The organism is Clostridium sartagoforme (assembly GCF_039521405.1).
GTDB lineage: Bacteria > Bacillota > Clostridia > Clostridiales > Clostridiaceae > Clostridium > Clostridium sartagoforme.
This window is the reverse complement of the sequence record NZ_BAAACH010000003.1, coordinates 209,706-222,213: the sequence shown is the minus strand read 5'-3', so window position 1 is coordinate 222,213 and position 12,508 is coordinate 209,706. Positions and strand designations below refer to the sequence as shown.

General features: G+C 28.9%; 11 protein-coding genes, 4 tRNA genes and 1 other annotated feature. All 15 genes read left to right on the top strand.

Translation table 11 applies throughout. From position 1 onward, the window contains the following. The first annotated feature begins 79 nt into the window (after positions 1-79). Positions 80-155, top strand: a tRNA-Ala gene (locus ABDZ60_RS01785). A gap of 105 nt (positions 156-260) precedes the next feature. Continuing rightward, positions 261-764: an HDIG domain-containing metalloprotein gene (locus tag ABDZ60_RS01780; protein WP_016207019.1), complete on the top strand. Its 504-nt coding sequence runs from the start codon at positions 261-263 to the stop codon at positions 762-764. A 15-nt stretch (positions 765-779) separates the two neighbouring features. Further along, positions 780-1,286: a transcription repressor NadR gene (locus ABDZ60_RS01775; RefSeq protein ID WP_016207018.1), complete on the top strand. Its 507-nt coding sequence runs from the start codon at positions 780-782 to the stop codon at positions 1,284-1,286. 19 nt (positions 1,287-1,305) lie between these two features. Further along, the gene (locus ABDZ60_RS01770; RefSeq protein WP_016207017.1) at positions 1,306-2,718 is read left to right on the top strand and encodes an NAD(P)/FAD-dependent oxidoreductase; all 1,413 of its coding nucleotides are present in this window, start codon (positions 1,306-1,308) and stop codon (positions 2,716-2,718) included. Further along, positions 2,711-2,965 carry a DUF1667 domain-containing protein gene (locus tag ABDZ60_RS01765; RefSeq protein WP_016207016.1) on the top strand — a complete coding sequence of 85 codons (255 nt, stop codon included), beginning with the start codon at positions 2,711-2,713 and terminating at the stop codon, positions 2,963-2,965. The genes ABDZ60_RS01770 and ABDZ60_RS01765 overlap by 8 nt, the downstream gene beginning before the upstream one ends. A 90-nt stretch (positions 2,966-3,055) precedes the next feature. Continuing rightward, positions 3,056-3,258, top strand: a binding site (T-box leader). Between the two features lie 61 nt (positions 3,259-3,319). Continuing rightward, positions 3,320-4,597 carry a serine--tRNA ligase gene (gene serS / locus ABDZ60_RS01760; RefSeq protein WP_047000742.1) on the top strand — a complete coding sequence of 426 codons (1,278 nt, stop codon included), beginning with the start codon at positions 3,320-3,322 and terminating at the stop codon, positions 4,595-4,597. A gap of 140 nt (positions 4,598-4,737) precedes the next feature. Further along, positions 4,738-4,828: transfer RNA gene (locus ABDZ60_RS01755), tRNA-Ser, on the top strand. A 243-nt stretch (positions 4,829-5,071) separates the two neighbouring features. After that, positions 5,072-5,162 (top strand) — tRNA-Ser (locus tag ABDZ60_RS01750). 23 nt (positions 5,163-5,185) lie between these two features. Beyond that, a tRNA-Ser gene (locus tag ABDZ60_RS01745) sits at positions 5,186-5,276 on the top strand. A 168-nt stretch (positions 5,277-5,444) separates the two neighbouring features. Then, the gene (locus ABDZ60_RS01740) at positions 5,445-6,452 is read left to right on the top strand and encodes a LacI family DNA-binding transcriptional regulator (RefSeq protein WP_343775369.1); all 1,008 of its coding nucleotides are present in this window, start codon (positions 5,445-5,447) and stop codon (positions 6,450-6,452) included. 189 nt (positions 6,453-6,641) lie between these two features. After that, on the top strand, positions 6,642-7,586 hold the full coding sequence (locus ABDZ60_RS01735; protein WP_016207013.1) for an ROK family protein: 945 nt from the start codon (positions 6,642-6,644) through the stop codon (positions 7,584-7,586). An 89-nt stretch (positions 7,587-7,675) separates the two neighbouring features. After that, positions 7,676-9,340, top strand: coding sequence for a glycoside hydrolase family 13 protein (locus ABDZ60_RS01730; protein WP_343775365.1), 1,665 nt, complete (start codon positions 7,676-7,678; stop codon positions 9,338-9,340). A 26-nt stretch (positions 9,341-9,366) separates the two neighbouring features. Next, positions 9,367-11,037: a PTS transporter subunit IIBC gene (locus ABDZ60_RS01725; RefSeq protein WP_343775363.1), complete on the top strand. Its 1,671-nt coding sequence runs from the start codon at positions 9,367-9,369 to the stop codon at positions 11,035-11,037. Position 11,038: 1 nt separating this feature from the next. After that, entirely contained in the window at positions 11,039-11,821 is a 783-nt protein-coding gene (locus tag ABDZ60_RS01720) for an endonuclease/exonuclease/phosphatase family protein (protein WP_016207011.1), read from the top strand. Positions 11,822-11,949: 128 nt separating this feature from the next. After that, positions 11,950-12,480 (top strand): GNAT family N-acetyltransferase, encoded by a 531-nt coding sequence (locus ABDZ60_RS01715; protein WP_016207010.1) that lies wholly within the window; start codon positions 11,950-11,952, stop codon positions 12,478-12,480. Positions 12,481-12,508: the final 28 nt, after the last annotated feature.

Genomic DNA, 12,508 nt, shown 5'->3' with positions numbered 1-12,508 from the left:
AGTTAAGCTCTACAGCGTCGATGGTACTGCATGGGAGACTGTGTGGGAGAGTAGAACGTTGCCAGGTTATTTTTTTTATGGGGGTATAGCTCAGTTGGGAGAGCACTTGCCTTGCACGCAAGGGGTCAAGGGTTCGAATCCCTTTACCTCCACCAAGCTACGATTTATTTCGTGGCTTTTTTTGTTTATAAAACTATATAATTGCTAATAAAAATATATAATGTTATTATTTTTATATATACTAAATAAGGGTGAGTAGAATGGCTTTTTATAGGATAAAACAATTTATTTGGGGATTTACTTCATTATTTAAAGATATAGATTACGAATATATAAGTAAGTTTTTAAATGATGATGAGATTAAGGTATTTAATAAACTAAAGCATAATGATAAGCATCATTGTATAAGGGTTTGTAAAGATTCAATAAAAATGAGAAAAGAGTTAAATATAGATGTAGATGTTTATAAGTTAGGAAAGGCAGCATTGCTACATGATGTTGGTAAGAGCATAAGACCTTTAAGTTTGATCGAAAAATCAATGGTAGTTTTATTAGATAAGACTACTAAAGGAAAGATAAAAAAATATGATAATATTAAGCAAATAGACATATATTATAATCATCCTAAAATAGGGCAAGAAATTCTGAAAAAGTTTAATTATGATAAAGAGTTTTTACAAGTGGTTAGATATCATCATAATAAAAATAAAATTGAGGATAATGATATACTCAATATTATAAGTGCTTGTGATGATAAAAACTAATATGGAGGTGAATTTATGGGATCTATAGAGAGAAGAGAAGAAATTATAAAATTACTTATTGAAAAAAATAAAGCTATAAAGGGTACTGAACTTGCTTCATTATTTAATGTTACAAGACAAATTATAGTAAAAGATATAGCTATACTTAGAGCAGCAGGAAAGAATATAATAGCAACGCCTGATGGATATATTTACAACAAAAGTACAAATAAGATAAAGGCTATAATTGCAGTGAATCATGAAAGTAACAAAACAATAGATGAATTAGAAGTAGTAGTTAAATATGGAGGAATAATAGAGGATGTTATTATAGATCATCCTTTGTACGGAGAAATAAGAGGAAATTTAATGATAAAAAATTTAAATGATTTAAACAAGTTTGAAAATGAATTTAAGCGAAAAAATGCAAAACCTCTTTCAAATTTAACTAATGGAGTTCACCTTCATACAATAGCAGCAGATAGTGAAGAAGATATTAAAGCTATAAAAAAAGAATTAAAAGAAAAAGGTTTTTTACTATAGAGTATGGGAGTGGTAAACTATGGATTATGATATTCTTATATTAGGTGGAGGAATAATAGGTTGTTCTGTTGCATATGAGCTATCAAAATATAATTTTAATATTGCATTAATAGAAAGGGATTATGATATAGCTGATGATATATCATTTGTGAATACATCCATTGTATATGATGGGTCCGAGACCTCAGATGATGTTATGGCAGGACTTGAGTATATAGGTAATTCAATAATGCAGGAAACATGTGAAAAATTTAAAGTTCCATTTAAAAAAATTGGTGCATTAAGGGTAGTAAGTGATGATAATGGAGTTAAAAAACTTGAGGAAATGTATGATAGAGCTAAAAAGAGAGGTATAGATGGTGTTTATTTAATAGATGATAAGGATGTGTACGATATTGAACCTAATATAAATTCTGATATAAAAAAGGGATTATATTCTGAAAACATAGCAATTGTTGCTCCTTATGATTTAGCAATAGCATATGCTGAAGTTGCATCAGATAACGGCGTTAATTTTAGGTTAGAAGAAGAGGTTTTGAATATACAAAATTTAGCTAAGGGGTTTAGAGTAACTACAAATAAAAACAAGTTTACTTGTAAAGTTGTTGTTAATACAATTCCACATGAAATATATATAAGAGAAAATGGAAAGGTAGAAGATAAAGAATTTGTTAGTGATGAATCTTATTTTAAAAATATGAGTTATTTATTAGTAGATGACAATTATAAGAATAAACTAAATAAGATAATTATTGAAACACTAGATAAAAATACATTTATAATAAGTTCTCCTACAACTACTACAGGATCATTAATAGGAATAAAAAGTACAGAAAAAACAAGTTTAGAAGATAATTTAATATATGCAAATAAACTATTAAGAGGTTTAGATAAAAATAATATAAATAATTTATTTAGAGAAGCGTATAATAAGGATTCAATGCTTATAGACGATAGCGAAATAGATAAAGGATATATAAGAGTTACAGGTACACATTATGGTAAAATAACAATTGCACCAGCAATTGCTAAAATGCTTTGTGATACTATAGCTAATAATTTAAATTGTACATTGAAAAAGAATTTTATAGATAAGAGAAGAGAGGTTTATAAATTTAGAGAGCTTGGAAAAAAAGAAGCAAATGAAATAATAGATTTAGATGAGAGGTATGGCAAGATAATATGTATATGTAATAGTATATCAGAAGGAGAGATTGTAGATTGTATAAGAAGACCATTAGGAGCTAGAACAGTAGAAGGGGTAAAAAGGAGAACAGGATCAGGTTTTGGAAGCTGTCATGGATCTTATTGTTATGAGAAAATAGTAAATATTTTAGCAAGAGAACTAGATAAAAATATAACAGATATAGTTGATGATTCTAAGAATTCTAAGGTTATTTCAAGTAGAATAAAGGAGTTTAAAGATGTATAATTCACAAGATAAAAATATGGGAAAGGATATATTTACATCTATAGTTAGAGTAAAAGGAAATGATAGACATAAAGTTGTTCCTGTAAGATCTAGCAAAGAGGTTGAAAAAGGCTTATGGTTAGAATTATCTAAGGTATTAGCTAGAATATATGTTAGTGTACCTATAAAATCAGGAAGTATAATCTGTAAAAATATATTAAATACAGATATTGATATTATAAGTACAAAAGATATAAATAACGAATAAATATAACAAGAATGTATAACAATATATATAAATCAACTTAGTAAAATATTGACATATATATTTTTTTATAATATATTAAGAGTAAATAAAAATAAACTGCTGAAAAGGCTAGTAATAACATTATTTATTTTAAGAGAGTCGATGTTTGGTGCAAATCGATAATAGTATGTTATGAATCCACCTTGGAGGGATTGCGATGAGCAGTACGGCTTAAACCGTTAAATTTATTAAAGAGAATAGTATTTCATAATACTATTAATTAGGGTGGCAACGCGGAATCTTTCGTCCCTTTAGGGGAAAGGTTCTTTTTTTATTGAAAAAATTAATGAACATAAATTATTAGGAGGTATACATATGTTAGATTTAAAATTTGTAAGAGAAAATCCAGAGATAGTTAAGAAAAATATAAAAAATAAGTTTCAAGATAGCAAGCTTCCATTAGTAGATGAGGTTATAGAACTAGATAAAAATCTTAGAGAAGCTAAACAACAAGCAGAAGCTTTAAGAGCTGATAGAAATAAGCTTTCAAAACAAATAGGAACTTTAATGGCTCAAGGAAAAAGAGAAGAAGCAGAAGAAATAAAAGAAAGGGTAACTGAAAATTCAGAACGTTTAGCTGAGTTAGAAGTTAAAGAAGTAGAATTAGCTGAAAGAGTTAATACAATAATGATGACTTTACCAAATATAATTGATCCAAGTGTTCCTGTTGGTAAAGATGATAGTGAAAATGTAGAAGTTGAACGCTTTGGAGAACCAAGGGTACCTAATTTTGAAGTTCCATATCATACAGATATAATGGAAAAATTAAGTGGATTAGATTTAGATAGTGCTAGAAAAGTAGCTGGAAGTGGGTTTTATTACTTAATGGGTAATGTTGCAAGACTTCATTCAGCAATAATTTCATATGCTAGAGATTTTATGATAGATCGTGGATTTACTTATTGTATTCCTCCATATATGATTCGTAGTGAGGTTGTAACCGGTGTTATGAGTTTTGCTGAAATGGATGCTATGATGTATAAAATTGAAGGTGAAGATTTGTATCTAATTGGAACAAGTGAACACTCTATGATAGGTAAGTATATAGATACTATATTACCTGAAGAGTCATTACCACAAACATTAACAAGTTATTCTCCTTGTTTTAGAAAAGAAAAGGGAGCTCATGGAATAGAAGAAAGAGGCGTGTATAGAATACATCAATTTGAAAAACAAGAAATGATAGTTGTATGTAAACCAGAAGAAAGCATGGAGTGGTACGAAAAGTTATGGGTGAATACTGTAGATTTATTCCGTTCTTTAGATATACCAGTTAGAACTTTAGAATGCTGTTCTGGAGATTTAGCAGACCTTAAAGTCAAGTCAGTAGATGTTGAAGCTTGGTCACCAAGACAAAAGAAATATTTTGAAGTAGGAAGTTGTTCAAACTTAGGAGATGCACAAGCTCGTCGCTTAAAGATTCGTGTAAATTCTAAAGATGGGAAATATTTTGCTCATACATTGAATAATACAGTTGTTGCACCACCAAGAATGTTAATAGCATTCTTAGAGAATAACTTAAATGAAGATGGTTCAGTTAATATTCCAACGGCTCTTCAACCATACATGGGAAACATGAAAGTAATTAAATAGTTTTAGAGTTTAAGGGCTAAATCTGATTTATTAGATTTAGCCTATATTTTTATTATATTAATATAATAAAAATATATAAATTTATAATTGACAATCTATAATGTCATTGCTATAATAATATTTGTCGTTAGACGGAGTATGGAGAGATGGTCGAGCTGGCTTAAGGCACCGGTCTTGAAAACCGGCGTACCTTTGCGGGTACCGTGGGTTCAAATCCCACTCTCTCCGCCATAAAAGCATCTAAGGTTTCTTAGATGCTTTTATTATAACTTATATAATAATTAGAATTATAAATAGCACCATAAATACAAAAGAGTCTAATAAAAAATATAATATTTTATTGAAAAGCTATTATAAATTTAAAATTAGTTTACTAAAAAGTTATTATGTTATAAAAACACTAAAAAATTTAAAATAATAATTGACAATATATATAGTGGTTGTTATAATAATATTTGTCGCAGGACATAAGATGGAGAGATGGTCGAGCTGGCTTAAGGCACCGGTCTTGAAAACCGGCGTACCTTTGCGGGTACCGTGGGTTCAAATCCCACTCTCTCCGCCATAAAATTTTAAAAGAAGGCACATGGAGAAATACTCAAGTGGCTGAAGAGGCGCCCCTGCTAAGGGCGTAGGTCGGGTAACTGGCGCCCGGGTTCAAATCCCGGTTTCTCCGCCAGAAAACATCTAACAATGTTAGGTGTTTTTTTTATTCATAAATAAAAAAGCATAAAATAAAAAAGATAATTATAAAATATTTTTATAAATGTAATACTAGAGAAATAGATTTATTTTACATATGAAATATACTATAATTTTATTAAGTACTTTTTAGGGGGAAGATAAGATGAAAGTTACAATTAAAGATGTAGCTAGGGAAGCAAATGTTGCAACATCAACAGTTTCTAGAGTATTATCTAATAGCCATAAAATAAGTGATAAAACTAAAGAAAGAGTAAACGAAGCAATAAAGAAATTAAATTATACTCCAAATATAATTGCAAGGGGACTTGCTAATAGTAAAACAAGAATTTTAGCTGTAATATTGCCAAAAGAAGCAGAGGATATATTTTCAAATCCATTTTTTGTTCAAGCTATGAAAGGAATAAGTATATATGCCCAGAAAGAAAACTACTATATAATGTATGCTTTTAAGCAAGAAGAAAAAGATGATAAGGAATGGTTTAATAAGTTTATAGACAGCAATTTAGTCGATGGAATCTGTTTATTAAATTCTAAAGAAAATGATGATACAATAAAGTATTTAAACGATATAGAATTCCCATTTGTAGTTATAGGAAGACCAGATGAAATTAATAATGTATTATGGGTAGATAATGATAATGTAAAGGCTATGTATGATCTAGTACAAACGCTTATAGATTATGGCCACCAAAATATAGCTTTTATTGGTGCAAAGTCTAATTTAAATGTGTCTAAAGATAGATTAAGAGGATATAAGCAAGCATTACTAGATAATGGTATAGAAGTAAAAGGTGATTTGGTCTATGAAGCAGAAGAATTTACGCAAAGCAATGGAAGTTTCGCGGCAGATAGGATTCTAAGCCAAAATAAGCCAACAGCCATAGTAGCAACAGATGATTTGCTTGCATTTGGAGTTCAAGAAGTTTTAAATAAGCTTGAAATAAAGGATATATCAGTTGTAGGATTTAATAACATACCAATGTCAGAGTATCAAAATCCTTCATTATCCTCTGTAGACATTAATTCAGAAAAGCTAGGGTTTTATGCATCAAAACTTATTATAGATAAACTAGAGGAAAAAGGTAATAGCCAAAATTCATATATAATAGAAACAAAATTAATAGAAAGAGACTCTATAAAAAAAGTTTAAGTTTCAAATAAATGCAATCGCTTGCACAATAAGCTTTAAATAGTAGAGAAATATAAAGATAATTCAAATTAAATCAAAATTTTGGATTAATTTGAATGTTAAAATTATTGTAAACAGTTTCTCAAAATGATATACTATGTCTATCATGATGAGAGAAATAAAATTAAGTTTATATCTAGGGGGATTGAAATGGAAAAAAAATATGTAGTAGGTGTTGATTTAGGTGGAACTAAAATATACACTGCTTTAGTTGATTTAGAAGGATCTATAATAAAGGAAGTCACTGTTAAAACTGAAGCTAATAAGGGTGAAACTGTAGTTTTAGAAAAATTATTAAAAACAATAGATGATGTATTAGAAGGAACAGACATAAATGAAGTTAAAGCAATAGGTATAGGTTCTCCAGGACCTTTAGATGTTGAAAAAGGGTTAATAGTTTACACTCCTAATTTACCATTTAAGAATTTTAATATAGTTCAGCCTATAAAAGATAGATATAAATTAGATACTTACTTAGACAATGATGCAAATGTAGCTACATTAAGTGAATTTATGTTTGGCGCAGGTAAGGGAAGTAAAAACATGGTTTTCATTACTGTAAGCACAGGAATAGGTGGAGGAGCCATAATAAATGGCAGCTTATTCAGAGGCAGTACGTCAAACGCATTAGAAGTAGGACATACTACTGTAATGAAGGGTGGTCCTAGATGCGGATGCGGTAATACAGGATGTGCAGAAGCAGTTGCGTCAGGAACAGCGATTATGAAAAGAGCGAAAGAAGCACTAGAAAGTAAAGTAGAAACATCATTAAATAGTTACGATCAAGTAACAGCTAAAGAAGTATTTTTAGAAGCAGAAAAGGGAGATAAAGTTTCAAAGGATATATTAAATGATGCATTATCTTACTTAGGAATAACTGTTGCTAATTTAGCAAATACATTTGATCCAGATAAAATTGTTATTGGCGGCGGAGTAAGTGAAGCCGGAAGGATTGTATTTGATAAAATAGAAGAGGAAATGGAAAGAAGATGCCTAAAAACAATTTATAATCATTGTAATGTAGAAAAAGCTGTTTTAGGTAATCAAGCAGGCGTTTTAGGTGCAGCAGCACTAGCTATTTTAGAAAGTAAATAGAATAATGTGTACAGATATATCTGTACACATATTTTAAACCATTTTAGGCAAACGGTTGCACAATTAACTTGATTAAACTGGAGGAAAATATGAAGAAAGTTTGGTGGAAAGAAGTAGTAGCATATCAAATATATCCAAGAAGTTTTATGGACTATAATAACGATGGAATAGGAGATTTAAAAGGAATAATATCAAAGTTAGATTATTTAAAAAATTTAGGTATAGATGTTATTTGGATTTGTCCAATGTATAAGTCACCTAATGATGACAATGGTTATGATATAAGTGATTATCAAGATATAATGAATGATTTTGGAACTATGGACGATTTTAATGAATTATTAATGGAAACTCATAAAAGAAAGATGAAGCTAATAATAGATTTAGTAATTAATCATACTAGTGATGAACATAAGTGGTTTATAGAATCAAAGTCATCAAAGGATAATCCAAAAAGGGATTGGTATATTTGGAGAAAAGGTAAAAATGAATCAGAGCCTAATAATTGGGAAAGTATTTTTAAAGGATCAGCATGGGAATATGACGAACATACTGATGAGTATTTCTTACATTTGTTTACTAAAAGGCAACCGGATTTAAATTGGGAAAATGATGAGGTAAGAAAAGAAATATATAAGATGGTAAACTGGTGGCTTGATAAAGGGATAGATGGATTTAGAATAGATGCCATAAGCCATATAAAGAAAGATATAGAATTTAGTGATATGCCTAATGTAGAAGGTAATAGATATGCAAGTTGCTTTGAAAAGCACATGAATGTTGAAGGGATACATGATTTTTTAGATGAGTTAACTGAAAATACATTTGCAAAATATGATGTTATGACAGTAGCGGAAGCTAATGGGGTAAAGGCTGAAGAAGCAGAAGAGTGGGTTGGAGAAGAAAAAGGTAAATTCAATATGGTCTTTCAATTTGAACATTTGGATTTATGGAATAATGAAGATAATCAAACATTTAATGTAAAGGAATGCAAAGACATATTAACTAGATGGCAAAATGGATTAAATAATAAGGGATGGAATGCATTATTCATAGAAAATCATGATATACCTAGAGTTGTATCAACATGGGGGAATGATAATGAATATTGGAGAGAAAGTGCAACAGCATTAGGACTAATGTATTTCATGCAGCAAGGAACTCCATTTATTTATCAAGGACAAGAAATTGGAATGACAAATGTAAAATATTCATCTGTAGATAAGTACAATGATATAAAGAGTATAAACGCTTATATTGAAATGAAAGAAAATGGATTTAGTGAGGAAGAATGTATTAAGAGTTTATGGGCTACATCTAGAGATAATTCTAGAACACCAATGCAATGGAGTGATTCTAAAAATGCAGGATTTTCTAACAATAAACCTTGGATAGAAGTTAATAAAAATTATAAAGACATAAACGTTGAAAAGCAAATTAATGATGAAAATTCAATATTTAATTTTTATAAAACTATGATAAAAATAAGAAAAAATAATAAAGCAGTTATATATGGAGAATATAAATTAATATTAAAGGATGATAATAGCATATATGCTTATATAAGAGAATTAAAGGATGAAAAGTTTATTATAATAACAAACTTAACAAATAAAACAGCTATATATAATTATAAAGATGAATTACTAAAATATGAAAACTTATTGATATCAAATTATAAGGTTTCTAGACATGCTGAATTAAATAATATAAGTTTAAAGCCATATGAAGCAAGAATGTACAAAATAGATTAAATCTATTAATAAGGAGAGAAATAGTAATGGGAAAAATAAATAAAAATAATAAATTAATATCATTTGATTTTTGGCAAAAGTTTGGTAAGGCGCTACTAGTTGTAGTAGCCGTTATGCCAGCAGCTGGACTTATGATTTCTATCGGAAAATTAATAGGGATGTCTGCTGATATATCTATAATAGATACAATTGCAAGGGTTATGGAAGATATAGGGTGGGCTATAATTGGAAACTTACACGTATTGTTTGCAGTTGCTATAGGAGGATCTTGGGCTAAGGAAAGAGCTGGTGGTGCTTTTGCTGGATTGTTATCGTTTATATTAATTAATCGTATCACAGGAGCTATGTTTGGTGTAAACTCAGGTATGCTATCTGATTCAACAGCAACAGTAAATTCATTATTTGGGTCAAAACTTGTTGTAGCTAACTATTTTACAGATATATTAGGTGCTCCAGCATTAAACATGGGAGTATTTATAGGTATAATTGCAGGATTCTTAGGTGCAGCTTTATATAATAAATATTACAATTACAATAAGTTACCTAAAGCGTTAGATTTCTTTAATGGAAAAAGATTTGTTCCTTTCGTAGTTATTCTAGGATCAGTGGTTACAGCTATAGTACTATCAATTGTTTGGCCATTTATACAAGGAGCTTTAAATAGCTTTGGAGTTTGGTTAGCAGAATCACAAGACACAGCACCAGTTTTAGCGCCATTTGTATATGGAGCATTAGAACGTTTATTATTACCATTTGGGTTACATCATATGCTAACAGTTCCAGTAAACTATACAGAACTTGGTGGTGTATATCAAATATTAACAGGTCAATCAGCAGGCACATTAGTAGCGGGTCAAGATCCATTATGGTTAGCATGGATAGGTGATTTAATAAACTTAAAAGATGCAGGTAATATCTCAGAATACAACACATTATTAACTAGTATAGTTCCAGCAAGGTTTAAAGCTGGTCAAGTTATTCTTTCAAGTGCATCATTATTAGGAGTAGCACTTGCAATGTATAAGAATGTTGAACCAGATAAAAAAAGTAAATATAAGACAATATTTTTATCCGGCGGGTTAGCAGTATTTTTAACTGGTGTTACAGAACCAATTGAATTTATGTTTATGTTTATATCACCTATATTATATGTAGTATATTCTATAATAACAGGTATAGGCTTTGCATTAGCAGATATTATTCAATTAAGAGTCCATGCCTTTGGATTTATAGAATTATTGACAAGAATTCCAATGATGGTTAATGCAGGATTAGTAAGAGATATAATTAATTTTATAATTGCATGCTTAGTATTCTTTGGATTAAATTATGGAATATTTAGTGTATTAATTAAAAGATTCAATATTCCAACCCCAGGACGAAACGGGAACTATATAGATTCAGAAACTGAAGATACAAACATTTCATCTAATAATAATAATTTAAATACAGCAAATGATTTACAAGCAGTTAGGATAATATCACTATTAGGGGAAAAGGATAACATAGAAGATATAGATGCATGTATGACAAGATTAAGAGTTACTGTTAAAGATATGAATTTAGTAGCCGAAGAAAAAGAATGGAAAAGGAATGGAGCTTTAGGACTTATATTAAAAGATAAGGGAGTTCAAGCTATATATGGTCCAAAAGCGGATGTGTTAAAATCAAATATACAAGATATATTAGGAGTTTAAGATGAAGTTATTAACACTTAATTGCCATTCATGGATGGAAGAAAACCAATTAGAAAAAATAAGGTATTTGGCAGAAACAATAAAGGAAAAACAATATGATGTTATAGCGCTTCAAGAGGTAAGTCAAGGTATACAAAAGAAAATAGTTAGTGAAGATATAAAAGAAGATAATTTCATTTATCTACTAAATAAAGAGCTTAATAACTTGGGAGAGTTTAATTACAAATATGTATGGGATTTCTCACATATAGGATATGATATATACGAAGAAGGCTTATCTATACTCACTAGGCATAAAATTAAAGACATAGAATCATTTTATATAACCAAAAGTAGTGAAAAAACTTTCTATAAAAGCAGAAAGATAATAAAATGTACTATAGTTATAGAGAACAAGAGTATTGATTTTTTTACATGTCACTTAGGATGGTGGAATGATGAATCTGAACCCTTTAAATATCAAGTAGATAATCTAGTAAGTAAGATTAATAAGTTAAGTTTTATAATGGGGGATATTAATAATAATGCTTTTATTAGAAATGAGGGATATGATTATTTATTAAATAAAGGATTAATTGACACTTATAATATTGCATTAGATAAAGATAGTGGTATAACAGTTCAAGGAGAAATTGCAGGATGGGAAGGCAAACGAGAAAGTAAAAGGCTAGATATAATATTTACAAATGAAAGTGTTAATGTAAAAAAATCTAATATAATATTCAATGATATAAATAAAAATATTATTTCTGATCATTATGGAGTAGAGGTAGAGATTATATAGAAGAAAAGAGTTCAATTATAAAATTGAACTCTTTTTAATTGTTCTCTTTTTTGCTTGTAAAAATAGATTTATAATTAAAGTATACAAAATTTAAAAATATTGTATAAGCTTTATTAGGAGATGGCAGTATGGTATATGGAGAAAATATATATTTAAGAGATCCAGTAAGAGAAGATATAGATATTTTATATGATATTTGTGCAGATAAAGAAGTACTTAAGTATAATGGTTTATATACAGGAATTATGACTAAGGAATATATAAGAAGTCAATTTCATCATTTTACAAAACCAAATAAAAAAGAATTAGTTATAGTAACCAAAGATAGTGACATGATAGGTTATGTTTATTATAAGGAAAATAGTTATACAAGAGATGTATATTCAATAGGTATAACTATTGGTAAGGGATATTGGGGGAACGGATATGGTAAAGACTCAATAAGAACATTATGTAATTATCTATTTAATAAAAGGAAAGCCCATAAAATTGAATTAGAAGTTGTAAAAGAAAATATTAGGGCTATAAACTGTTATAAGAAATGTGGTTTTAAAGAAGAAGGTATAAGAAGAAGTAAATATTATATTGGTGGTAAATATTTAGATACTATAGTTATGGGATTACTTAAAGAAGAATTTATTCAATACATAGGGGAATAATTTAATATAGAATACTTTTAGGAGTGTG